Origin of the sequence: Exiguobacterium sp. s26 (assembly GCF_018618235.1) — a bacterium.
GTDB classification, from domain to species: Bacteria; Bacillota; Bacilli; order Exiguobacteriales; family Exiguobacteriaceae; genus Exiguobacterium; species Exiguobacterium chiriqhucha.
The window spans coordinates 103,219-124,526 of record NZ_JACSLS010000003.1 but is presented as its reverse complement, the minus strand read 5'-3'; the positions used below and the strand labels follow the sequence as shown (position 1 = coordinate 124,526).

At 53.7% G+C, this 21,308-nt stretch carries 30 protein-coding genes; 4 read left to right on the top strand and 26 right to left on the bottom strand.

Annotation, left to right across the window (positions count from 1 at the left end; translation table 11 throughout):
* Positions 1-67: 67 nt before the first annotated feature.
* The 10 genes from KNP82_RS05395 to aroQ form a co-directional block, all read right to left on the bottom strand.
* A complete protein-coding gene (locus KNP82_RS05395; protein ID WP_214714651.1) occupies positions 68-946 on the bottom strand; it encodes a polyprenyl synthetase family protein in 879 nt (292 codons plus the stop codon).
* Entirely contained in the window at positions 943-1,173 is a 231-nt protein-coding gene (gene xseB, locus KNP82_RS05390; protein WP_029595272.1) for an exodeoxyribonuclease VII small subunit, read from the bottom strand. The genes KNP82_RS05395 and xseB overlap by 4 nt, the downstream gene beginning before the upstream one ends.
* A complete protein-coding gene (xseA, locus tag KNP82_RS05385) occupies positions 1,142-2,491 on the bottom strand; it encodes an exodeoxyribonuclease VII large subunit (protein ID WP_058763891.1) in 1,350 nt (449 codons plus the stop codon). The genes xseB and xseA overlap by 32 nt, the downstream gene beginning before the upstream one ends.
* The gene (gene folD, locus KNP82_RS05380) at positions 2,484-3,320 is read right to left on the bottom strand and encodes a bifunctional methylenetetrahydrofolate dehydrogenase/methenyltetrahydrofolate cyclohydrolase FolD (RefSeq protein ID WP_021067702.1); all 837 of its coding nucleotides are present in this window, start codon (positions 3,318-3,320) and stop codon (positions 2,484-2,486) included. The genes xseA and folD overlap by 8 nt, the downstream gene beginning before the upstream one ends.
* A gap of 88 nt (positions 3,321-3,408) precedes the next feature.
* Entirely contained in the window at positions 3,409-3,792 is a 384-nt protein-coding gene (gene nusB / locus KNP82_RS05375) for a transcription antitermination factor NusB (RefSeq protein WP_021067703.1), read from the bottom strand.
* A 112-nt stretch (positions 3,793-3,904) separates the two neighbouring features.
* Positions 3,905-5,248, bottom strand: coding sequence for an acetyl-CoA carboxylase biotin carboxylase subunit (accC, locus tag KNP82_RS05370; RefSeq protein ID WP_021067704.1), 1,344 nt, complete (start codon positions 5,246-5,248; stop codon positions 3,905-3,907).
* A 7-nt stretch (positions 5,249-5,255) separates the two neighbouring features.
* Positions 5,256-5,711 carry an acetyl-CoA carboxylase biotin carboxyl carrier protein gene (accB, locus tag KNP82_RS05365; protein ID WP_214714649.1) on the bottom strand — a complete coding sequence of 152 codons (456 nt, stop codon included), beginning with the start codon at positions 5,709-5,711 and terminating at the stop codon, positions 5,256-5,258.
* Positions 5,712-5,823: 112 nt separating this feature from the next.
* Entirely contained in the window at positions 5,824-6,390 is a 567-nt protein-coding gene (efp, locus tag KNP82_RS05360; protein ID WP_021067706.1) for an elongation factor P, read from the bottom strand.
* A 29-nt stretch (positions 6,391-6,419) separates the two neighbouring features.
* Positions 6,420-7,487, bottom strand: coding sequence for a M24 family metallopeptidase (locus KNP82_RS05355; protein WP_031200299.1), 1,068 nt, complete (start codon positions 7,485-7,487; stop codon positions 6,420-6,422).
* Positions 7,483-7,920, bottom strand: coding sequence for a type II 3-dehydroquinate dehydratase (gene aroQ / locus KNP82_RS05350; protein ID WP_021067708.1), 438 nt, complete (start codon positions 7,918-7,920; stop codon positions 7,483-7,485). The genes KNP82_RS05355 and aroQ overlap by 5 nt, the downstream gene beginning before the upstream one ends.
* Positions 7,921-8,062: 142 nt before the next feature.
* Here aroQ and KNP82_RS05345 point away from each other — a divergent pair, with 142 nt between their 5' ends.
* Positions 8,063-9,007: a DUF1385 domain-containing protein gene (locus KNP82_RS05345; RefSeq protein ID WP_029595268.1), complete on the top strand. Its 945-nt coding sequence runs from the start codon at positions 8,063-8,065 to the stop codon at positions 9,005-9,007.
* 16 nt (positions 9,008-9,023) lie between these two features.
* The gene (locus KNP82_RS05340) at positions 9,024-9,437 is read left to right on the top strand and encodes an SA1362 family protein (RefSeq protein WP_021067710.1); all 414 of its coding nucleotides are present in this window, start codon (positions 9,024-9,026) and stop codon (positions 9,435-9,437) included.
* A 35-nt stretch (positions 9,438-9,472) separates the two neighbouring features.
* On the opposite strand, the gene hpt is transcribed toward KNP82_RS05340, so the two are convergent.
* Together hpt and mntR are read right to left on the bottom strand one after the other, a co-directional pair.
* Positions 9,473-10,000 carry a hypoxanthine phosphoribosyltransferase gene (gene hpt, locus KNP82_RS05335; RefSeq protein ID WP_029595267.1) on the bottom strand — a complete coding sequence of 176 codons (528 nt, stop codon included), beginning with the start codon at positions 9,998-10,000 and terminating at the stop codon, positions 9,473-9,475.
* A gap of 178 nt (positions 10,001-10,178) precedes the next feature.
* On the bottom strand, positions 10,179-10,607 hold the full coding sequence (mntR, locus tag KNP82_RS05330; protein ID WP_029595266.1) for a transcriptional regulator MntR: 429 nt from the start codon (positions 10,605-10,607) through the stop codon (positions 10,179-10,181).
* A 170-nt stretch (positions 10,608-10,777) separates the two neighbouring features.
* Here mntR and KNP82_RS05325 point away from each other — a divergent pair, with 170 nt between their 5' ends.
* Positions 10,778-11,152: a rhodanese-like domain-containing protein gene (locus KNP82_RS05325; protein ID WP_081637957.1), complete on the top strand. Its 375-nt coding sequence runs from the start codon at positions 10,778-10,780 to the stop codon at positions 11,150-11,152.
* An 87-nt stretch (positions 11,153-11,239) separates the two neighbouring features.
* Here KNP82_RS05325 and gcvPB read toward each other — a convergent pair whose 3' ends face one another.
* From gcvPB to KNP82_RS05260, 13 genes are all read right to left on the bottom strand, one after another.
* Positions 11,240-12,715, bottom strand: coding sequence for an aminomethyl-transferring glycine dehydrogenase subunit GcvPB (gene gcvPB, locus KNP82_RS05320; protein ID WP_021067714.1), 1,476 nt, complete (start codon positions 12,713-12,715; stop codon positions 11,240-11,242).
* Complete coding sequence (gene gcvPA, locus KNP82_RS05315; protein WP_131471328.1) at positions 12,715-14,052, bottom strand: aminomethyl-transferring glycine dehydrogenase subunit GcvPA; 1,338 nt, start codon at positions 14,050-14,052, stop codon at positions 12,715-12,717. Before gcvPA ends, gcvPB begins: the two co-directional genes overlap by 1 nt.
* Positions 14,053-14,077: 25 nt before the next feature.
* Entirely contained in the window at positions 14,078-15,151 is a 1,074-nt protein-coding gene (gene gcvT / locus KNP82_RS05310) for a glycine cleavage system aminomethyltransferase GcvT (protein ID WP_058763896.1), read from the bottom strand.
* Between the two features lie 147 nt (positions 15,152-15,298).
* Complete coding sequence (locus tag KNP82_RS05305; RefSeq protein WP_021067717.1) at positions 15,299-15,637, bottom strand: hypothetical protein; 339 nt, start codon at positions 15,635-15,637, stop codon at positions 15,299-15,301.
* A complete protein-coding gene (locus tag KNP82_RS05300; RefSeq protein ID WP_236355692.1) occupies positions 15,634-16,119 on the bottom strand; it encodes a shikimate kinase in 486 nt (161 codons plus the stop codon). Before KNP82_RS05300 ends, KNP82_RS05305 begins: the two co-directional genes overlap by 4 nt.
* Positions 16,112-16,390, bottom strand: coding sequence for a hypothetical protein (locus tag KNP82_RS05295; RefSeq protein ID WP_021067719.1), 279 nt, complete (start codon positions 16,388-16,390; stop codon positions 16,112-16,114). The genes KNP82_RS05300 and KNP82_RS05295 overlap by 8 nt, the downstream gene beginning before the upstream one ends.
* Entirely contained in the window at positions 16,390-16,872 is a 483-nt protein-coding gene (locus tag KNP82_RS05290; RefSeq protein WP_165569415.1) for a prepilin-type N-terminal cleavage/methylation domain-containing protein, read from the bottom strand. Before KNP82_RS05290 ends, KNP82_RS05295 begins: the two co-directional genes overlap by 1 nt.
* Positions 16,808-17,044: a hypothetical protein gene (locus KNP82_RS05285; RefSeq protein WP_131471258.1), complete on the bottom strand. Its 237-nt coding sequence runs from the start codon at positions 17,042-17,044 to the stop codon at positions 16,808-16,810. Before KNP82_RS05285 ends, KNP82_RS05290 begins: the two co-directional genes overlap by 65 nt.
* Positions 17,031-17,468, bottom strand: a complete 438-nt coding sequence (locus KNP82_RS05280; RefSeq protein WP_131471259.1) for a prepilin-type N-terminal cleavage/methylation domain-containing protein — start codon at positions 17,466-17,468, stop codon at positions 17,031-17,033. The genes KNP82_RS05285 and KNP82_RS05280 overlap by 14 nt, the downstream gene beginning before the upstream one ends.
* On the bottom strand, positions 17,465-17,776 hold the full coding sequence (locus tag KNP82_RS05275; protein ID WP_131471260.1) for a prepilin-type N-terminal cleavage/methylation domain-containing protein: 312 nt from the start codon (positions 17,774-17,776) through the stop codon (positions 17,465-17,467). Before KNP82_RS05275 ends, KNP82_RS05280 begins: the two co-directional genes overlap by 4 nt.
* Before the next feature lie 17 nt (positions 17,777-17,793).
* Positions 17,794-18,771 (bottom strand): type II secretion system F family protein, encoded by a 978-nt coding sequence (locus tag KNP82_RS05270; protein WP_131471261.1) that lies wholly within the window; start codon positions 18,769-18,771, stop codon positions 17,794-17,796.
* Positions 18,753-19,559 carry an ATPase, T2SS/T4P/T4SS family gene (locus tag KNP82_RS05265; protein WP_131471262.1) on the bottom strand — a complete coding sequence of 269 codons (807 nt, stop codon included), beginning with the start codon at positions 19,557-19,559 and terminating at the stop codon, positions 18,753-18,755. The genes KNP82_RS05270 and KNP82_RS05265 overlap by 19 nt, the downstream gene beginning before the upstream one ends.
* A gap of 58 nt (positions 19,560-19,617) precedes the next feature.
* The gene (locus KNP82_RS05260; RefSeq protein WP_021067726.1) at positions 19,618-20,004 is read right to left on the bottom strand and encodes a Spx/MgsR family RNA polymerase-binding regulatory protein; all 387 of its coding nucleotides are present in this window, start codon (positions 20,002-20,004) and stop codon (positions 19,618-19,620) included.
* Positions 20,005-20,252: 248 nt separating this feature from the next.
* Here KNP82_RS05260 and KNP82_RS05255 point away from each other — a divergent pair, with 248 nt between their 5' ends.
* Positions 20,253-20,516, top strand: coding sequence for a DUF2626 domain-containing protein (locus KNP82_RS05255; protein ID WP_021067727.1), 264 nt, complete (start codon positions 20,253-20,255; stop codon positions 20,514-20,516).
* Between the two features lie 37 nt (positions 20,517-20,553).
* Here KNP82_RS05255 and KNP82_RS05250 read toward each other — a convergent pair whose 3' ends face one another.
* Entirely contained in the window at positions 20,554-21,174 is a 621-nt protein-coding gene (locus tag KNP82_RS05250; RefSeq protein ID WP_131471263.1) for an MBL fold metallo-hydrolase, read from the bottom strand.
* Positions 21,175-21,308 lie beyond the last annotated feature (134 nt).

The following is a 21,308-nucleotide window of genomic DNA, read 5'->3' as shown; positions in this document are numbered from 1 at the left end:
TGTGTCCATAGATGCTATACATTCACAAAAACAAAGGTGACACGATGTGCTCATCGTGTCACCGAGATTAATGATTGCGCTGCACGACGAAGTCGAGAAGCTCTCGTAAACGGGGGGCCTCGACCGATAGTTCGGCCAATGCGGCCTCACTTTCCGTGACTTCCCGTTCGAGCGCTTGCTTCGCCCCATCGAGCCCGAGCAGTTTCGGATACGTCGCTTTATCGTTGCCTTCGTCCGAACCGACCCGCTTCCCGATGAGCGCCTCGTCTCCTTCGACGTCTAAAATATCGTCTTGGATTTGGAAGGCGACACCGAGATGTTTCCCGAAGCGAACGAGCGCCTGTCGGTCCGCCAATGGGGCGTCCGCCAAAATCGCGCCTGCTTCGAGGGCATATACGAGCAGTGCCCCCGTCTTTCGCTCATGAATCGATTGCAAGGTCGACAGCGACACGCCGGCGCGTTTTTCGGCGAGCATGTCATCGAGCTGACCACCGACCATGCCGGCGCTACCGGCCGCTTCACTGAAGCGGGCGATGAGCGCGACGCTCTTCACTGGTTCGAGCTCCGCATGGGCCAGAATCCGAAACGCGTCCGTCAATAGGGCGTCGCCTGCGAGAATCGCGGTCGCCTCATCGAACTGACGGTGATTCGTCGGACGCCCACGCCTTACGTCGTCATCATCCATCGCCGGAAGGTCGTCGTGGATGAGGGAGTACGTGTGGACCATCTCGAGAGCGACGGCCGCTTCATGACCGAGCGCCCGCGGACGTCCGTATGTATCGAGGACGGCATAAAGGAGAGCCGGACGAATCCGTTTCCCCCCTGCCTCGAGTGAGTACGTCATCGATTGGAACAAACGGTCCGGCATCGACGACGCGTCAATGAGACGGCGTGTCGCCGTCTCGACTTCCTGTTTCCACTCTTGAAGATAGGCTTGCGCGCTCATACGGTGCCACCCTTTTCACGGAGCGTCCCGTCGAGTTCGAGAATCTCGTCCATCTTCTGTTCCGCGGCCGTCAGTTTGGCCTGACAGAGTGCCGACAAGCGGACACCTTCCTCATAGAGGGTCATCGCTTCTTCAAGGGCGACTTCTCCTGTCTCGAGTTGCGTCACGATTTCCTCGAGGCGGGCGAGTGCCGCTTCAAACGTCTGTTCTGCTTGTTGTTTCGCCATCATGTCTCTCCTTCACTTCCGCAACGGCTTGGCCATCCCGAAACCGGATTGTCACCAGGCCGTCATGTAGTTGTTTGACATCTTTCACGTACGTCCCATCCTGCTCAATCAACGTATATCCTCGAGCGAGCACGGCGAGAGGACTGACCGCGTTCAAGCGACCGACTTGGGCTGCAAAGCGGTCCGTCGGTCGTTCGAGTGGGCGGATGCGCTTGAGGCGACCGTCGAATTGTCGGTGTGTCTCCTCGTTGCGACGAAGCGTCTGCGCCAGCTTTCGGACATCGAGCTGTTGTCGGGACTGGGCAAGGCGATGTTTGGCATGTGTCACTTGTTTCGTGACACCTTGTTCGAGCCGAATCTCGGCTTGTTCGAACCGCTCCCGCTTTTGTGTGAGCGTGAAGCGGGGCGACTTTAAGCCGTAACTGTTCGTCGCCCGACCGAGCCGTTCCCGAATCGAGGACATCTGATTCGTGACGGACCGGGTCAACTGGGCCGTCAACCGTTCGACGTCTTTTCGTTGCGCCTCGATCGTCGCTGTCGCGAGCTCTGCCGCCGCCGTTGGTGTCGCGGCCCGCACGTCGGCGACAAAGTCAGCCAACGTGAAATCGGTCTCGTGCCCGACGGCCGAGATGACAGGAATCCTAGATTCGTGAATCGCTTCGACGACGACGTCCTCGTTGAACGCCCATAACTCTTCAATCGACCCGCCACCTCGGCCGACGATTAACACGTCGCAATCGGTGCGTTCGTTCATCCACCGAATCGCGCTCGCCACTTGCGGGGCGGATTGATCGCCTTGGACGGCGACGGGCGCGAACGTGATGGCCACGTGCGGCGCACGTCGTCTGAGTGTCGTGGCGATATCGTGGAGGGCCGCGCCTTTCGGCGAAGTGATAATCCCGATTCGCTCCGGGAAGGCCGGCAGCGGACGTTTCCGTTCCGCTGCGAACCATCCCTTCGCCTCGAGTTCACGTTTTCGTGCCTCATACCGTTCGAACAACATCCCGATGCCGTCCTGTCGCATCAGTTCGACATACAGTTGGATGTCGCCTGTCGACTCGTACATCGTCACGCGGGCGACGACGATCACATTCATCCCGTCTTTCGGTTCGAAGTTGAGCGTCCGGGCGTCACGAGAGAACATGACCGCCTTCATCCGCGACGATTCGTCTTTGAGGGTGAAATAACAGTGCCCGGAGGCGTACCGTTTGAAGTTCGAAATCTCGCCGATGACGGCAAGTTGTTGCAGAATCGGGTCATCGTCGAGCTGTCGCTTCACGTAGCGGACGACTTCGGAAACTTGAATCGGATTAGCCACGAGAGGCGACCTCGACCGTGTTGTGCATGAGCATCGTAATCGTCATCGGGCCGACACCACCCGGAACAGGGGTGATGGCGCTCGCGACATCACGGACACCTGCAAAGTCGACATCCCCGACGAGACGACTGTCGACGCGGTTGACACCGACATCGATGACGATCGCCCCAGGTTTGACCATGTCAGCTGTGACGAGACCGGCCCGACCGACGGCGACAATCAAAATATCGGCCTGCCGTGTCATCGCCCCGAGATCATTCGTCTTCGAATGGCAGTAGGTCACGGTCGCGGATTCGTTCAAGAACAGCATCCCGACCGGTTTCCCGACGATTTGGCTGCGACCGACGACGACGACGTGCTTGCCGACCAAGTCGGTCTGCGTCTTGACGAGGTGCAGAATCCCGTGCGGTGTACATGGCAATAGCGTCTCGAGACCGAGCATCATCTTCCCGACGTTCGTCGGATGGAACCCATCCACGTCTTTGTCCGGTGAGATGCGCATAATGACGCGATTCTCATCGATATGCTTCGGCAACGGCAACTGCACGAGAATACCGTGCAACTCGTCGTCCGCGTTCATCGAATCAATCAGTTCGAGCACTTCACGTTCTGAAATCGTGTCATCGAAGCGAATCACTTGCGAATCGATGCCGATGTCAGCCGCTGCCCGTTCTTTCCCCCTGACGTAGCTGTGGCTCGCCGGATCATCCCCGATTAAAATGACTTTCAGTTTCGGTACGATGCCGCGTGCGCGCAGCGCACTGACCCGTTCCTTTAACGTCTCCCGATATGATGCTGCGATTTGTTTCCCGTCGATCACTACTGCCATCTCTCTCATCCCCCGTTGTCTTAGGTTTCTCTGTAGTTGGTGTGGTGTCTTCTCTATTTGTTTAACAGACCGTAATGCTTGTCTTCGCTTACGCTTTGATGATGTTACCGAGCACGCCGTTGACGAGCTTGGCCGCTTCTTCATCGGCGAATGATTTGGCGAGTTCGACCGCCTCGTTGATCGTCACTTTGTCCGGAATCGTCTCGACGTAGAGTAACTCGTACGTCGCCATGCGAAGAATCGTCCGCTCGACATTTCCAAGACGATCGAGTCTCCAGTTTTTCAAGTTTTCGATGAGCAATTCGTCAATCTCATCTTTCTTTTCTAACGTCTCAACGACGAGTTGTTCGTAGAATGGATCCGACTCCATGCCATCGAGGGCAAATTCGATGGCCTCGTCTACCTCAAGTTTTGATACTTCGATTTGAAAAAGCGTTTGAATCGCTTTTTCCCGTGCTTCATGACGTTTCATTCAGATACTCTCCTTTTGCATGCTTTCATTGTGATAGTTTAGCATAAAGCCTCCATAAATTCAGTACAAAAAACCAGGAAGCCCAAATAATGTTCGGGCTTCCTGGTCAAGGTCATTTCGTGAGCGTCATTTCTTTTTCGACAAATTTCGTGTCGAACGCCCCTGTTCGAAAACGTTCATGGGCCATGACTTGTTGATGGAACGGGATCGTCGTGTGGATGCCCGATACGGTGAACTCGTCGAGGGCGCGAAGCATCTTCGCGATCGCCTCTTCCCGAGTCGGGGCATGGACGATCAGCTTCGCCACCATCGAATCATAGAACGGCGGGATGACGGCACCGGCATAGAGACCGCTGTCGACCCGGACGCCCATGCCGCCAGGAACGATATACTGATCGATTTTCCCGGCCATCGGACGGAAATCTGCAAACGGATCTTCCGCATTGATGCGACATTCGATCGAGTGACCACTAAATTTGATGTCCGCCTGGCTGATGGCAAGCGGATGTCCAAGCGCGACTTCGAGTTGTGCTTGGACGAGGTCGAAGCCGGTGATCATTTCGGTGACCGGGTGTTCGACTTGGATTCGCGTGTTCATCTCCATGAAGTAAAACTCGTTCACTTCCGGTACGTAAATGAACTCGATTGTACCCGCACCCGAATACTGAATCGCTTTGGCCGCTTTCACGGCTGCGTCGCCCATCGCTTGACGGGTCGTCTCATCGATTGCCGGAGACGGCGCTTCTTCGACCAACTTCTGCATCCGGCGCTGAATCGTACAGTCCCGCTCCCCGAGGTGGATGACGTTGCCGTATTGATCGGCGAGCACTTGCACCTCGACGTGGCGGAACGACTCAATGTATTTCTCCAAATAGACGTCGCCGTTGCCGAACGCCTGCTTCGCTTCTTTACGTGTGTCGGTGAGCCCTTTCACGAGCTCAGACTCGTCGAAGGCGACACGGATTCCACGTCCTCCGCCTCCGGCCGTCGCCTTGATGATGACCGGATATCCAATCTCGCGGGCGAGTTCGATTGCTTCCTCGTCGGTGACGACACCACTCGACCCCGGGACGACCGGAACGCCCGATTCGATCATCGTTCGTTTCGCCTCGTCCTTGATGCCCATCTTCCGAATCGCATAGCTACTCGGTCCGACGAACTGGATGCCGCACGCCTCGCTCATTTCGGCGAACTCGGCGTTCTCGGCTAAGAATCCATAACCTGGATGAATCATCGTCGCATCGACCGCGCAAGCGACCGACAAGATGTTAGGGATATTCAAATATGAGTCTTTCGACGGGTTCGGTCCGATGCAGTATGCCTCATCGGCAAGACGGACGTGCAGCGCCTCACGGTCCGCTTCCGAGAAGACGGCGACCGTCGGGATATTCAACTCTTTCGCGGCCCGGATGATGCGGACCGCAATCTCTCCACGGTTAGCAATGAGTAGTTTCATACATACCTCACTTCACGCTGAAGAGCGCTTGGCCGTATTCGACTAAATCGCCATCTGCGACGAGGATCTCGACGATCTCCCCGCTGATTTCCGTCTCGACATCATTGAACAATTTCATCGCTTCTAAAATACAGACGACCTGTCCGGCTTCGACGCGGTCGCCGACTTGAACGTAAGCGTCTTTGTCCGGTGCCGGACGCGAATAGAACGTCCCGACCATCGGTGACGTGATCGTGCGCAAGTTGCTCGGCGCAGGTGTTGGTGCCGCCTCTTGTTCTGTCTCGACGACTGGCACAGGTGCTGCGACCGGGGCCGCGTGCACGATCGGTGTATGAGTAGCGGCGAATTGCGGGGCCGCTTCTTTTTTCAATGAAAGTTTAAACTCCGGCGTCTCGAGTTCCATCTCGTGAACGGACGTCTGATCGAGTAATGTGATCAGCTCTTTAATGTGTTCGATTTGCATGAAATAACCCCCTGTTTATACCTGGTACTAATCTCTACTCTACTATAACTGGTCAGACCAGTGAATGCAACGACAAAAAAAGGGCCCATTCCGAAGAATGGACACCCTTGGTTTACCCGTTATAGCGGCCCGTGAACTCGCCTGTGCGCGTGTCGACCGTTACTTTTTCGCCTGGCTCGATGAAGAGCGGCACTTGAATGATGTGGCCCGTTTCGACCGTCGCGTTTTTCTTCACGTTCGATGCCGTGTCGCCTTTGACGCCTGGATCGGCTTCGACAATCGTTAAGACGACCGTCGTCGGAAGCTCGATTCCGAGAATCTCACCGTCGTAGTCAGCGATACTTACTTCCATGTTCTCGAGCATGTACGGGAGCGCCGCTTTCACTTGCTCGCCCGTCAATTCGAGCTGTTCATACGACTCTGTGTCCATGAACACGTACGTATCGCCCATCGGATAGAGGTACTGCATGCGTTTCCGTTCGATGTGCGCACGTTCGATGCGCTCGCCACCACGGAACGTCGTCTCTTGAATCGCGCCTGTGCGTAAGTTACGCATTTTCGTGCGGACGAAGGCCGCGCCTTTACCTGGCTTGACGTGTTGGAATTCGATGACTTGCCAAATCGAACCGTCAGACGTCTTGACCGTTAAGCCTGTTTTTAAATCGTTTACTGATACCATGTTGATTTCCTCCTAAAATGAGCTGAGACTCAAGCCTCAATCGTAATTAACTCTTTTGGCGACTGCGTGAGACGGATGTTGCCCGTCTCCGTGACGACCACATCATCCTCGATGCGGCAACCGCCGATCCCGGCGATATAGATACCCGGTTCAATCGTGACGACCATCCCCGGCTCGAGCACCGTCTCCGAACGGAATGACAAGCCTGGTGCCTCATGCACTTCCATGCCGAGACCGTGGCCTGTCGAATGTCCGAAGTACTCACCGTAGCCCGCGTCTTTAATCACGTCACGCGTCAATGCGTCCGCCTCGATTCCCGTGATGCCAGCTTTCGTGCCCTCGACACCTGCGAGTTGAGCCCGGAGCACCGTATCGTAAATCGTGCGCAACTCGTCCGAGATGTCCCCGATAGCGAGCGTACGTGTGATATCCGAGCAGTATCCTTGATAGTAGGCACCGAAATCGAGCGTCACGAGTTCTCCCGCCTCGATGACCTTGTCGCTGGCCACACCGTGCGGCAATGCCGAACGATGCCCTGACGCAACGATCATATCGAACGAAGATGAGTCCGCACCTTGGGCCCGCATGAACATTTCCAGTTCATTCGCGACTTCTTTTTCAGTCCGCCCTGGACGGATGAACGTCTGGATGTGCGCAAACGCCGCGTCCGCAATCGCCGCGGCTTCCTTCATTATCTTAATCTCTGACTCATCCTTAATCAAGCGTAGCTTTTCGACGATACCTGACGTCTCGACGAGCTCGGCTGCGACTTCTTTTTCATACGTCCGGAACTGGCCGACCGTCATGTCATCTTGTTCGATGCCGAGGCGCTTCACCGCTTGCTCTGTCACGACTTCCGCCACCGACTTGATGAGCGACGTCTTATGCTCGATGATGTCGAAGCCTTTTACTTGGCTAGCGGCTTGTTCCGTGTAGCGGAAATCCGTGATGAAGCTCGCCGACTGCGCCGTGATTACGAGGACACCGCTCGACCCGGTGAAACCAGATAAGTAGCGGATGTTTTCCCGTTTCGTCACGAGCAATCCGTCGATGCCGTTCGCTTCTAGCTGACCTTGCAGTTTGTTGACCCGTTCAATCATGTCGATTCCTCCAATGTACGAGCAATGCCTGCAACGCGAGCGTATAGCTCGTCAGGCCGAAACCGCTGATGACACCGAGACAAACGGCGGCAAGTTTCGACTCATGACGAAACGACTCCCGTGCATGCACGTTCGAGATATGTACTTCGACGACCGGGGCTTTGATGGCGGCGATGGCATCACGGAGCGCAATCGACGTATGCGTGTACGCCCCCGCATTAAAGATGACCCCCGCATAATCGTACGCTTCATGGAGCGCGTCGATCAGTTCGCCTTCATGGTTGGATTGGACGAACGTCAACTGAACATCCTCCGGGGCGGCGAGCAATAGCTCCGCCGTCAATCCCTTCAACGAGACGTCCCCGTATACGTCCGGTTCCCGCTTCCCGAGCAGATTCAAATTCGGTCCATTTAAGACGAGTATATGCACAAGTCTTCCCCCCTGTTCGTCAAGTCGCCTCTATTGTAACAAATTTAACGGTTCGTGCGACAATCGACGTTCGTGAGGTTTCGTTTTTTACGTGAATCACGGTATAATTCAACTATATAACTGTAGGAATCGAGGAAATGACATGAAAACTAAACCAATGATTCCCGTCGGTGGCCAGGCGCTCGTGGAAGGCGTCATGTTTCAAGGACGCGCCGAAAGCGCTTCGGCGATTCGACGGAAAGACGGGTCTATCGAGACGTTCCAGCAGCCCCGCATTCTCGTCCCGTGGGTCCAATCGTTAAAAAAAATCCCATTCCTGCGTGGTGTGGTCGCGCTATACGAATCACTCAAAAATGGTTCGGCCCATATGACGTTCGCAAGCGATCGTTATGACGTCGACCCGAGTGAGGACGAGGCAACGAAACCAGAAGAGAAAAAACAGAACATCTTGATGGTCGTCATGATCGCCATCGTCGGCGTCATCTCATACGTGTTCGGGAAGCTGATTTTCAACGTCACCCCGGCCCTTCTCGCCGCCATGTTCCAAAGCGTGCCCGCATTGTCCGGTCATGTGATTCAAAACCTCCTCGAAGGGGGAATAAAATTAGTATTGTTGCTCAGTTACCTTTATTTGATTTCCTTGACGCCACTCATCCGGCGCGTGTTCCAATATCACGGGGCCGAGCACAAGGTGATCAACTGTTATGAGTCCGGACGACCGATTACCGTCGATAACGTTCGGGCAAGCTCACGCCTCCACTATCGCTGTGGATCGAGTTTCATCCTATTCACCGTTTTCGTCGGCATCGGCGTTTACATGATCGTCCCGATCGACCCCCTCTGGGTCCGACTCGTCAGCCGCATCGCTTTGTTGCCAGTGGTCATCGGCATCTCGTTCGAGGTGCTCCAATTCACAAACCGCTTCCGTGAACATCGCTTCTTGTCCGTTCTCGGCAAGCCTGGGTTGTCTTTACAATTGTTGACGACGCGCGAACCGAATGACGAACAAATCCGTGTCGCCATCGAGGCGTTCGAGACATGGGAACGTTCAGAACTAGGTCAACCGGCCGTGCAAAGAGAGGGATAAAGAGGAGGAAAGCACCATGATCAGACAAAGAATCGGCTCGACCGCAGCCACGATCGTGTTCATCTTAGGCTTCATCGGTGTCGGACATATGCTCGCGACCGACCCTGGTCGATTGTTCAGACAGTTGCTCTTCATCGGGATTTTCGGGTTGATTTTCTATGTGATTTATCGAGTGTTCATGGCGCCGAAAATCTCGGCTGAGGATATGCGTTACCGGAAGACCGCTCAAGCCTCGAAAAAACGGATGCAACGCCCAGGTGCGAATCCGAAAGTCAAGCCGTCCACTGCGGCCAAGAAGAAAGTGAAGCCCAGTTCGAACGTGACGAAACTGTCGAAGCGTCCGACCCGCTCGGCCCATCGCAGTGACGCCCCTCACTTGACCGTCATCGAAGGCAAGAAAGGCAAGAAGAAAAAGAAAGCCAATATGTGAAAACGAACCAGGCCATATCCGGCCTGGTTCGTTTTTCATTCTGTCTCGACGAAGCCGATGTACGGCAGATTGCGGTACTGTTCGGCATAATCGATGCCATACCCGATGACGAATTCATCTGGAATCTCGAAACCGACATAGTCCGCATCCAACGTGACGAGCCGGCGGGCCGGTTTATCGAGAAGTGTACAAATCTTCAATTCTCCCGGTTGATGTAACGTCATGTGCTGGCATAAAAATTTGAGCGTCTGTCCCGTATCGATGATGTCCTCGATGATGACGACGTACTTTCCTTCGACATCGAGATCTAAATCTTTACGGAGTTGGACGTTCCCACTCGAGACCGATTTCTTCCCGTATGACGACGTCGCGACCGTGTCGAGTTGGACACTGCCCGTCATCTCGCGCATCAAGTCGGCTGCGAAGACGAGCGACCCTTTCAAGACGGCCACGAGGACGATCGGTGTCCCTGCCGCATCGCGTTCGATTTGTTGGGCGAGTTCCGCCACACGTTGTTTAATCTGCGCTTCGTCAAACAGTTTCCCTTTGATTTGAATATCCATAATGTCGGCGATTGTTCGCCGTCACCCCCTTATCTTTCTTACCAGCACCCATTCTATCATAAAAACGGCTTAAAAATAGACTTTACTTAAAAAATATGAAGTCATCGTTCGGGTTTAGGTTAGATTTATGTAAAAACGACCGCTTCCGATTCGATTCATCGGTCGCGGTCGTTTACATTCACTCGTCTTCAGAGCGGTTCACGTCTTGAAACGCACGAAACTGTGCCATCAGTTCCGGTTTGTCTTCGAAAAATTCGACGAATTGGGTCATACAGTCGAGCGTATTTGAGCTTAAGTGGTGTTCAATACCTTCGACATCCTCATAGACGTGAGCTTCGTCGACGCCAATCAAGCGTAGGAATGACTCGAGCATCGCATGCCGTTCGACAAGCCGTTTCCCGATTTTTTGGCCTTTGTTCGTCAGCATGAGACCTCTATATTTCTCATAAATCAAATAATCTTCCCGGTCGAGCTTTTGCACCATTTTCGTGACAGAGGAGGGATGCACCCCTAAATGTTCGGCGATATCGGATACGCGAGCGTATCCTTTCTCCACCATCAGCAAATAAATTCGTTCTAAGTAATCTTCCATACTCGGTGTCGGCATGGGCATAGCCTCCCCTTATGTTCCGTTCTGCAATCTCTATTTTAACGCAACCATTTAGAAACCGAAAGCAGAACGGGGAAATCCATCAGTCAATCATTGTCTCATGACCTTAAATTCTTTATAATGGATGTTGGTGAAACTTAATAGAGAAAGGGAGAACATCAATGGGAATCGAAACTATCCTCGTCATCATCCTATGGGCTGCGCTCATCGCATACATCGTCTGGCGTTTCTTGCCGGCTCGCGGTTTGAAGAAAATGAAGCAAGAAGAGTTCCGTGCATCGCTCCGTAAAGGTCAATTGATCGACGTCCGTGAACCGAACGAGTACAAGGGAGGCCACATCGTCGGCGCCCGTAACATCCCGGTCGGACAAATGAAACTGCGCATGAAAGAACTTCGCAAAGATCAACCAATCCTCATGTATTGCCAAGGCAAGTCACGTACGAACCAAGCGGCCAAGCTGCTCATGAAAAATGGTTATACGGACATCTACATGCTCGACGGCGGCTTCAAAAACTGGAAAGGGAAAGTCAAAAAAGACTGACCCGCTCACTACGTCCACTCCTTCTAGCGGAGATGGACGTTTTTTTGCGCCAAAAAACCCGCTCGCTTATAGCGAACGGGTTCGGTTTCAATTGATGGACGACGGTTGGCGTCGTTCGTATTTGAGCACCGGCTTGCGAGCAGCGAGCGTCTCGTCGAGTCGTTTGACGACCGTCGTATGCGGGGCCGTTTGAACGATTTCCGGATTCTCTTCTGCCTCTTTGACGATTTGGAGCATCGCGTCGCAGAATGCGTCGAGCGTCTCTTTCGATTCCGTCTCCGTCGGTTCGACCATGATGCACTCCTCGACGTTGAGCGGGAAGTAAATCGTCGGCGGATGGTAGCCGAAATCGAGCAATCGTTTGGCGATATCGAGCGTACGCACGCCGAGCGCTTTTTGACGTTTTCCAGACAAGACGAACTCATGCTTGCAGAACGTATCGTACGGCACATCAAACGCATCTTTCAAGCGGGCGAACATATAGTTGGCGTTCAATACCGCTTCGCGTGAGACGCGCGTCAACCCTTCCGCGCCCATCGTCTTGATGTAGCTGTAGGCACGGACGTTAATCCCGAAGTTGCCATAGAACGGTTTGATGCGGCCAATCGATTGCGGGCGATCATAATCGAGCGTGAAGCCCGTTTCGGCACGGCGCGCAATCGGCGTCGGCAAGTACGGAATCAAATCGCGCTTCACTCCGACCGGTCCAGATCCTGGACCGCCACCACCGTGCGGGCCCGTGAACGTCTTATGCAAGTTCAAGTGGACGACGTCGAAGCCCATATCCCCAGGACGGGCGATGCCTAAAATCGCATTCGAGTTGGCTCCGTCGTAATAAAGTTTGCCGCCGGCCTCGTGGACGACTTTGGCAATCTCCAAAATGTCGGCCTCGAACAAACCGAGTGTATTCGGGTTCGTTAGCATGAGCGCTGCCGTATCGGCCCCGACTTTTGACTTCAAGTCTTCCAAATCGACGAGCCCACGCTCATCTGATTTGACGGTCACCGTCTCGAAACCGGCGACGACGGCCGAGGCCGGGTTCGTTCCGTGTGCCGAATCCGGCACGAGTACTTTTGTCCGCTCCATATCACCGTTGTGATGGTGGAACGCCTTGATGAGCATAAGACCGGTCCATTCTCCATGGGCCCCGGCTGCCGGTTGAAGCGTCACTTCATCCATGCCGGTGATTTCGGCAAGTTGTTCTTGCAGGTCGACCATGAGCTCGAGCGCCCCTTGAATTGACTCGACCGGCTGCAACGGGTGGATATGGGCGAAGCCAGGGAGGCGGGCCATATCTTCATTCACTTTCGGGTTATATTTCATCGTGCACGAGCCGAGCGGATAGAAGCCGGAATCGACACCGTGGTTGCGTGTCGACAGCGACGTATAATGGCGGACGACATCAAGTTCCGATACTTCCGGAAGCTCGGCCGCTTCTTGACGGATCATCGAAGCCGGTAAGAGCGTGTCCAAATCGACTTCCGGCACGGTCGGTGTCGGCAAGTTATAGCCCGTTCGTCCTGCACGTGACACTTCGAAAATTAATGTTTGTTCGTGTTGCATCACTTCATCCCCCCAACCACTTCAACAAATTGATCGATTTCTTCTTTCGTCCGAAGCTCCGTCGCGCAGAGCAACATTTGCGTCTGCCGTTCTGTCTCATACGAGCCGAGTGGCAAGCCGCCGATGATGCCGGCCTCGAGCAGATGACGCGACACATCTTCCGCATCGACTCCGAAGTCGACGACGAACTCATTGAACATCGGCCCTTCATCGATTACCGTGTATCCGGCAGTCTTGAGTGCTTCTTTCATGTAATGGGCCGTTTGAATGTTACGGACGGCCATGTCACGAATCCCGTACTTCCCGAGGGCAGACATCGTGATTGATGCCGCGAGCGCATTGAGCGCCTGGTTCGAGCAGATGTTTGACGTCGCTTTGTCACGACGGATGTGTTGTTCACGGGCCTGAAGCGTCAAGACGAAACCGCGCTTCCCATCCTCATCGACCGTTTGACCGACGAGGCGGCCTGGAAGTTTGCGCATGAGTGCTTGTTTGACGGCGAAGTATCCACATGAAGGACCGCCGAAGCTTTGCGGGATTCCGAACGGTTGGGCGTCACCGACTGTGATGTCGGCACCGAGCGCACCCGGTGATTCCAGAATACCGAGCGCGAGCGGATTGCTCGACACGACGAACAAGGCGCCGGCGTCGTGCGCTGCTTTCGCGAGGGCTGACAAGTCCTCGACACGACCGAAGAAGTTCGGATATTGGACGACGAGACACGAGGCGTCCGTCAAATCGATGTCAGATATATCGGTCACTCCCGCACTCACGTCCGTATATTCGACCGTGAGCCCTGGCCCACCGGCGTATGTTCGGATGACATCCTTCGCTTCCGGATGGACCGCTCCTGATACGACGACACGTTTTTTCTTCGTATGGGCACTCGCCAGATACGTTGCTTCAGCGAGGGCAGTGATTCCGTCATACATTGACGAGTTGGCCACGTCCATCCCCGTCAATTCGCAAATCATCGTTTGGAACTCGAACATCGCTTGGAGTTCACCTTGCGAGATTTCAGGTTGATATGGCGTATAAGCAGTATAGAACTCGGAACGGAGAAGCATATGGTTCATGACGCTCGGAGAGAGGTGATCGTACATCCCGGCCCCGAGGAAACTCGGAGTCGATTTCGTGTGCATGTTTTTCTCAGCCAGCTTCGTCATATGACGAACGAGGTCAACTTCCGGAAGCGGCGCACCGATGGCCGCTAAAGAAGCCGTCTCCCGGAGCGATGCTGGAATATCCTCGAGTAGGTTTTCAATCGACTCTACGCCAATCGTCTGCAACATGTCACGCTCATCTTGCTCTGTCATCGGTAAATAACGAAACTCCATTCTATTCATGCTGAATCCCCCTGTTTCATTTACGTTTATAAAACGGTGTCGGTACACGTTCGGCTTCTATTTTTTTACCCCGAACTTCAACGATAAAGTGTGTCGCCTCCGCGAAACGGCGATCGACGCGCGCCCAGGCAATTGATTCGTTCACCGTCGGCGGCATCGTACCAGTCGTGACAACACCAATCGTCTCTCCGTCAACTTCGACCGTCGCGCCTTGACGCGCGATACCACGCCCGAGCAGACGCAAGCCGATCAATCGGCGCGGGATGTCTTCTTTTTGCTTCACGAGGGCGTCCTTACCGATGAACTCAGTATCGAGTTTGACGGCAAAGTTCAAGTTCGCCTCGAACGGAGTGACCGTCTCATCGAGCTCGTGCCCATAGAGCGGGAGGCACGCTTCAAATCGGAGCGTGTCACGCGAGCCGAGCCCGCATGGCGTGACGCCTTCAGCTTCTAACGCTGACCAAATTGCGGCTACGTCTTCGGCGCGGGCATACAATTCAAACCCGTCCTCCCCCGTATAGCCACTGCGTGAAACGATGGTCGACACGCCGGCCACGTCGCCGGTCATGAACCGGAAAAACTTGATGTCGGCCAGCGGCAAATCCGTCAAACGGCCGAGCACTTGTTCAGCCATCGGTCCTTGGATGGCGATTTGACCATAGGCGTTCGACTCATCCGTCACTGTGACGTCCCCTGTGACATATTCACGGACGTGCGCCACATCTTTTTCGATATTCGAGGCGTTGACGACGAGCCAAAATGCATCTTCATCAAGTCGATAGACGAGCAGGTCGTCGACGACACCGCCATTCGGTAAACAGAACAGATTATACTGCGCCTGACCGATCTGTAATTTTGACACATCGTTCGTGACAAGACGTTGCACGTTCTCGAGCGCATCCGGTCCTTCGATGCGAATCTCCCCCATGTGTGACACATCGAACATCCCGACGTTGTTGCGAACCGCTTGATGCTCTTCTTTAATCGATGAGAACATGATCGGCATCTCAAACCCCGCAAAATCCACCATCTTCGCCTTTACGGAAATCAAATCATATAAAGGCGTACGTTTTAACGATACTTTCTCCATATTATCCCCCAATCCCGAACGTAAATAATGTATTTCGTGAAATATTTCGTTTTCTATTCCACTTTATCAATTTTTTGCGGCTCTGCCTAGCCAAAATGGGCAAAAATAAAGAGGATGGAAAACGAAAACGTTTTCATCCTCATTATTTCATATTTTAGTCTCAGTGGAAACGTCTGGGCGTTCGATTCCAGCGGTCCGTTTAATTTCTTTCGTCAAGCCGACGGTCGCTTGTTTCAGCTCCATCGTCTCGTCCTTCACTTTCACCGAATAGGCTTTCATCTGTTTCACCGATGCATTGACCGTATCCACGTGTTGTTTAATCTCATTGACGAGCCCTTGGATGACGTCGGCACGGATTTGGAACCGTTCCGTCAAGCGCTTCACGCGACGAAGGTCTGCCTTCATTTTATTACGGTACAATAAGAAGCCATACAAGCCGAGCCCGACAAGTGCGAGTACGATAATCCCAAGATTAATCCAAATCATCCTTCTACCTCCTTCAACTGATTCAATGTATGCGCGATGGCCTCTGTGCAGAGCGAAGCGTCAAGCACGTGATTTGCGCGCGCATAGAGCGGTCGACGACGTTCGTACAATGCATGAACGGCCGCTTTTCCGTTACGAACGAGTGGACGGTCCGAGTCTTTAATCCGTTCCCAACAAGCTTCAAACGGCAAGTCGAGCGTGATGATGACACCTTGCTCTCGCATCCATTCCATATTCGCTTCCCGTTCAACAATCCCTCCGCCCGTCACGATATAGTCAGCGCGCGCATTTTGTAACAGTCGACTCTCTTGGAGCCGAAACGCTGCTTCGCCGTAACGATCGAAATATGCCGGGATGTCCATACCGGTATGTGTTTCAAACAACTCGTCCAAATCGATGACGTGATTCGATTTTGCAAGATATTGTTTTAAGCTTGATTTACCTGTACCCATAAATCCAATGATGTAAAACGGTTTAGTCATCGAAATAAATCACCTCTTTATGTCGTTCACCGGTCTGAAGGCGTACGTCGACCTCAATCGTCCCAGTGCCGAGCGGACGGCATTGGATTGTGCCGGTCGGTCTCGTCAACGCGACCGCGGTCGACCCGCACGTCCGCTCCGCCACCATCACGTGAGCCTCGAAGCGAATCGCCAAGGCATCGAGCGCCAATTGTTCAGTGCTTCGTTCGATATCAGTATACCAAAACATCGCCCCGCCGAGTAACCACGTCAATACGATTAACGTCGACATCACAAAGTATCCGCGCGCATGCACATCACGTTCTTCTCGCGCGGCCCGGTCGCATCGTTCCATTGAATTCGAAAACCTTCCCCTACCGGTTCGACCCGGTACGCCTCGATTCCTCTTAAAAATAGCAAATTCCCTCCCCCGTCTCCGACCATGACCAAGTTCCGGTCGATTTGTTTGAGCGTCCACGTCCATGTCGTCCCGTCCGGGCGCACGTGCGTACCGACGAGACGGCCCGACACGACGTCACAATCGCGGCTCTCGAACAGTTTCCGCACCATCAGTTGCGGCGTCGTCTGAACTTTCGCCCGAGGTTGTTCATAAAATGCTTGTCCGAGGACGAGGAAGTGGACCATCAGCCCGATGAAGAGCGGGATGATCAACATCGTGAGACTCACTTCGAGCAAGGTGAAGCCCGAATCAAAGCGTCGGCAGGCAAAGGTCGCCGTCACAGATTGTTTGGCGTCCGCTCGGGTTCGCGGCATCGCGCAGCACCTCCCCTTGGAGCCGTTCATACTTACGGACGGTCGTCTCGAGGCGCTCGACCCGTTCCGTCGCCGCCTCGATGAATGGGGCAACGACACCGACCCAAGCCAGTAAGAGCGCCAGACTGAGGCAAATCTCCCAAAACGTGACTCCTTGCTCATTTCCCTTCAACGCGCAACACCTCCGGCTCGTACGTCCCCATCCTGAATTTCAACGTCACCATCGTCGTTCCTGAATAGAACTTCCACTGTCCCGCATACGTCGCTGCCGTGCGTGAAAAGACGATTTCACTATTGGTCGGCAAACTCAGATCGACCCCTTCCGGCACCACGCGGGACACGATTGGTGTCGTCCCGCAAGCGATTTGGTAGCGCCGTTCTTTGAGATACCAACGTAAACGCGGCACACACGAGCCGTCGGCGGCGACGTAGGGCGCTTGTCCCACTTCGGCGATGTCACTCACGAGCGCCTCCGTGAAATCGAATAATGCCAACCGGTCCATCGACCGGACGACCGGGGTCGCCATGAGGAGCAGGAGTGCCAAAATGACGAGGACGGCCGCCGTCTCGATTAACGTATAGCCGTCTCGCCTCACTGTTTCGTCAACGTACCGGTCGTCGGCGCATACGTGTACACGAACGACTGACAACTGTATTCGAGCGGACTCTCAGTCGTGGCACGGTCGATCGCCACTAACGTCTCAGGGTACGCTTTATGTTCCGCGTAATACAAATTGATTTCGGACTCGACGATGCGCACACTGCCCTCGCAACTGACGCTGTCCGCTCGTGACTTCCCGTCTGACATCGACGGGACGAGGAGCAAGAGCAACACCGAGATAATTAGCAAGACGGCGGCCATTTCGACGAGCGTGAATCCTTGTTCTGATTTGAAGCGTGTCATAATCAGATTCCTCCTTGTCATAGTTGAGACATGATTAGTTTGACCGGCAAATAAATCGTATAAAAGATCATCGTGACCATCACCGTTAAAAATCCGTATAACATCGGTTCGGCCTTGGCGATCAGCTGCTTCCAATACAGCTCCATCTCTTCGAACACGAGATCCCGATGAATCATCATGATTGATCCGAGCTCCCCGCTCACCGTCCCGACGCCGAACAGACTGACGACTTCATGCTCGAGCAAACGCTCTTGCCGCGCCGCCGCCTCGAGTTCGCACCCGGCCGACATGCGCTCATGCATCCGTCTCGCGATGCTCGCCACCTCACCGTCTCCTCGTGACAGCCGCTCGATGATGTGACGGACCGAACCCTGTCCTTCACTCAACAAGGCTAACTCACTGACGAACAAGTACGTCACGTACAGGCGTCTACCTCTCTCGACGACACGTAGCGGCACGAGTCGGCCGCGTCGGCCGTTCCAATAGAGGCCGGCCCCAGTCACGAGCAATCCGACGAACAGACCTGGGAAAAACCATCGCGACAGAAGAATCGCGTTCAGCCCATCGAGCGTATCGACCTCTACCATCGTCAACAGCTTTGGGAAGATATACAGGGCGTAAATCGCACCGAGCCCGAGCAGCATCGTCAAAATCACGAGCGGGTACCGTGCCAACTGGCTGAGTTCTTGCCGTAGATTGCGGCGCATCGTCGATAAGACGAGCACTTGCTCAAGCCCTTCCAAAAAATGATGACCCCGTTCGGCTGTGACGAGCATCTCTCGCATCCTCGGGTCGGTGACGAGTCCCTCGAACACGTTGGCGAGCGAGCGTCCTTGCTCAAGTTGATTCCGCATCTCACGGATGACTAGTTTCATTTTTCCACGTTCATGCAGTTCGAGCGTCTCGAACGTCTTCTTCAACCCGACTCCACGTGACTGGAGTCTGAGGAAGCGGCGAATGATGGCCAACTCCCTGCTCAATTGGTCTCGGACCACGTACAGCTCACCTCGTCTTCCCGGTGCAGGATGCACCAATGCCGTGCGACTTCCATCTTCCCCGTGAGCTGTTCGAGTCGCCGTTCGCCATCTGTCACACTCGCCGTATGGAACGTCGCAATCGTCATATGACCGCTGAGTGCCGCATCATGCGCCACCCTCAACTCCTCACTCGTCCTGATCTCTCCGATGACAATCACATCCGGATCGGCCCGGAGCGTCTCTTTCAGCAACGTGCGATGGTCGAGTCCCGCTTTCGGATTGACTTCGAGTTGAATCACGCCCGGCACTTGCTTCTCCGGAGGGTTCTCAATCGTGACGATGCGTCGACCGGCCAAACTTTGTAAGAACGCATATAGGACGGTCGTCTTCCCCGCCCCGGTCGCGCCCCCGATTAAGAGCAGACCTTGCCGCAACGTCGACCATTCGTTGAACCGATGGACGTCCTTGTCATCTAACAACTCCGCTAAATGGAACGAGGCGTTCGGAAGCCGCCACGACATGAGCGTTCGGTCGAACGATGGTAGGAAAGTGACCCGGATTGCCTCAACTGACCCGGCGTACATACCGGACTGGGGCACGCGATGATCTGTTTCCGTCAACGAGCACCAATACTTCATATGCAAGGTCAATCGTTCATAGTCTGTATGTGTCATCATCTCCAATCGTTGCAAGTGTGCCCCATGCCGTACTTGAATCATCACCTCGTCCCCTAACGGCATGAAATGGACATCACTTGCCTGCAACGTACGTGCCGCATCAATCACTCGCTCAATTATTCGCATCATCTCCGCCACCTCAACATGAGCATAAAAAAAAGCCCACTCGTTGGAAAGTGGACTTGCGTCATGAAACGTTTGCAGTTGTCGATTCGAAACGGCGGGCATACGCCTCGATTGTCGCCTTGTCATAACCGACAATGACTTCGTTGCCATCCGTCAAAATCGGGCGTTTCAATAGTTTCGGATTTTCGCTCATCAACTTGAGCAACTCGCTCAGCTTTAAATCTTCGACGTCAATGTCTAATTGCTTGAACGCCTGACTTCTCGTTGCGAGAAGCGAGTCGACTCCGTTTTCGCTCAGTGCCAATAGCGTCTTCAATTCGTCCACGGTCGGGGCGTTGCGGAAGATATGGCGCTCGCTAACCTCAAGGTGCTGCTCCTGTAAAAACGCTTTCGTCTTACGGCATGAAGTACAGCTCGGGTACGTGTAGAACATCAATTCATTTGCCATTTCAATACCTCCTCATATTGTGTGGAACGATTCGTTCGATGTGTGTAAGTTGATTATACAACCTTATACCCGTTTTGTACATAGTTTGTACAAGTTTTTTATTTTTTTGTACAACCTTGTCCAACGTTTTTATTTCACATATTTTTCACGATTATTTTGCTCAATTCACACGTTTTCATAGCATTTTTCTGAATGTGTTGGTAAAATAGTGAATGAGAATGGAATAATGCACGTATGGGGGGATTAACATGGCGAGAATGTTCCGTGTCCTAGGCTTTTGGACTGGGTTGATCGCGGCGCTTGCTTTCGTAGGCGCACTCGGTGGAGATCAAAGCAGTAGCGAACATAGTGGTGACTTCGTCGTAATGGGTCTTGTCTTTTTAGCTCAAACTATTTTCTTCGTCGCACTAGGCTACTTGAAACTCACTGAAAAAACGTATGTATACGTGTTCGGCGCTTATTTGACTGTCTTCTTCGTCGTCTTCACGTATTGGAGTAACTTCCAAATGTAAAAAAAGATTGTCTCCTCGTGAGACAATCTTTTTTTAGTTATCTGTCGAAAAACGGATTCGTCCGAATCTCGGCCTCGAGCGTCGTCTTCGGCCCGTGACCTGAATAGAGCACCGTTTCACCCGGTAATAACTGACGCATGCGATCGATCGATCCAAGCAACGTCGCTTGGTCACCACCGTACAAATCGGTCCGTCCGACCGACTGTTTGAAAATCAAATCCCCACAGAAGGCGATGCGTTCGGTCGGGAAGTGAAGCGTGACGCTGCCCGGCGAATGACCCGGCGTGTGATGCAACTCGATGGAGAACGCACCGATTTCGAGCGTCTTGCCTTGATAGATCCGTTCGGCCGGTCGCATCGCCGCACTTGGCAGATGAAACTTCGCCGCCCCGTTCTTCTCGTCGTCCATCAGCCACGTCCGTTCCGCTTCATGGACGTAGACCGGGACGTTGTAACGGTCACGCAAGGCATCGATTCCCCCGATATGGTCAAAGTGGGCATGTGTCAACAGAATGGCGTTCAAGCCACCGAATCGTTCCACTGCCTCGAAGAATTTCGGGTCATCCGTGCCCGGGTCGACGATGAGGACCGTGCCTTCTTTTTCGAGCACGTATCCGTTCTCTTGGGCCAGGCCCGATGTGATTCTTACTATGTTCATCCAGAACACCTCCCCCATCATTCTAATCGATATTGTGGCAAAATTGTAGCGGAGGCTTTCTTTTCTCGACAGCGTCTACATTATCGGATAAAATAATAATGATATTTCAGTGAAATTTTTATGAATTTCATGAC

What these genes read in the sequence shown, in the direction of transcription:
- accB (WP_214714649.1), bottom strand. Translation starts at nt 5,711, where the DNA reads ATGCAAATCGAACACATTAAAGAGCTGATCACATTACTCGATCAGACG.
- mntR (WP_029595266.1), bottom strand. Translation starts at nt 10,607, where the DNA reads ATGCCGACACCGAGTATGGAAGATTACTTAGAACGAATTTATTTGCTG.
- accC (WP_021067704.1), bottom strand. Translation starts at nt 5,248, where the DNA reads ATGAAACTACTCATTGCTAACCGTGGAGAGATTGCGGTCCGCATCATC.
- nusB (WP_021067703.1), bottom strand. Translation starts at nt 3,792, where the DNA reads ATGAAACGTCATGAAGCACGGGAAAAAGCGATTCAAACGCTTTTTCAA.
- gcvT (WP_058763896.1), bottom strand. Translation starts at nt 15,151, where the DNA reads ATGGAGAAAGTATCGTTAAAACGTACGCCTTTATATGATTTGATTTCC.
- KNP82_RS05250 (WP_131471263.1), bottom strand. Translation starts at nt 21,174, where the DNA reads ATGAACATAGTAAGAATCACATCGGGCCTGGCCCAAGAGAACGGATAC.
- KNP82_RS05305 (WP_021067717.1), bottom strand. Translation starts at nt 15,637, where the DNA reads ATGATTTGGATTAATCTTGGGATTATCGTACTCGCACTTGTCGGGCTC.
- gcvPB (WP_021067714.1), bottom strand. Translation starts at nt 12,715, where the DNA reads ATGCAACACGAACAAACATTAATTTTCGAAGTGTCACGTGCAGGACGA.
- KNP82_RS05290 (WP_165569415.1), bottom strand. Translation starts at nt 16,872, where the DNA reads ATGCCGCGAACCCGAGCGGACGCCAAACAATCTGTGACGGCGACCTTT.
- KNP82_RS05340 (WP_021067710.1), top strand. Translation starts at nt 9,024, where the DNA reads ATGATCAGACAAAGAATCGGCTCGACCGCAGCCACGATCGTGTTCATC.
- KNP82_RS05255 (WP_021067727.1), top strand. Translation starts at nt 20,253, where the DNA reads ATGGCGAGAATGTTCCGTGTCCTAGGCTTTTGGACTGGGTTGATCGCG.
- hpt (WP_029595267.1), bottom strand. Translation starts at nt 10,000, where the DNA reads ATGGATATTCAAATCAAAGGGAAACTGTTTGACGAAGCGCAGATTAAA.
- KNP82_RS05300 (WP_236355692.1), bottom strand. Translation starts at nt 16,119, where the DNA reads ATGACTAAACCGTTTTACATCATTGGATTTATGGGTACAGGTAAATCA.
- gcvPA (WP_131471328.1), bottom strand. Translation starts at nt 14,052, where the DNA reads ATGGAGTTTCGTTATTTACCGATGACAGAGCAAGATGAGCGTGACATG.
- KNP82_RS05265 (WP_131471262.1), bottom strand. Translation starts at nt 19,559, where the DNA reads ATGATGCGAATAATTGAGCGAGTGATTGATGCGGCACGTACGTTGCAG.
- xseB (WP_029595272.1), bottom strand. Translation starts at nt 1,173, where the DNA reads ATGGCGAAACAACAAGCAGAACAGACGTTTGAAGCGGCACTCGCCCGC.
- KNP82_RS05260 (WP_021067726.1), bottom strand. Translation starts at nt 20,004, where the DNA reads ATGGCAAATGAATTGATGTTCTACACGTACCCGAGCTGTACTTCATGC.
- KNP82_RS05345 (WP_029595268.1), top strand. Translation starts at nt 8,063, where the DNA reads ATGAAAACTAAACCAATGATTCCCGTCGGTGGCCAGGCGCTCGTGGAA.
- KNP82_RS05275 (WP_131471260.1), bottom strand. Translation starts at nt 17,776, where the DNA reads ATGACACGCTTCAAATCAGAACAAGGATTCACGCTCGTCGAAATGGCC.
- KNP82_RS05395 (WP_214714651.1), bottom strand. Translation starts at nt 946, where the DNA reads ATGAGCGCGCAAGCCTATCTTCAAGAGTGGAAACAGGAAGTCGAGACG.
- efp (WP_021067706.1), bottom strand. Translation starts at nt 6,390, where the DNA reads ATGGTATCAGTAAACGATTTAAAAACAGGCTTAACGGTCAAGACGTCT.
- KNP82_RS05295 (WP_021067719.1), bottom strand. Translation starts at nt 16,390, where the DNA reads ATGTCGACGTTAATCGTATTGACGTGGTTACTCGGCGGGGCGATGTTT.
- folD (WP_021067702.1), bottom strand. Translation starts at nt 3,320, where the DNA reads ATGGCAGTAGTGATCGACGGGAAACAAATCGCAGCATCATATCGGGAG.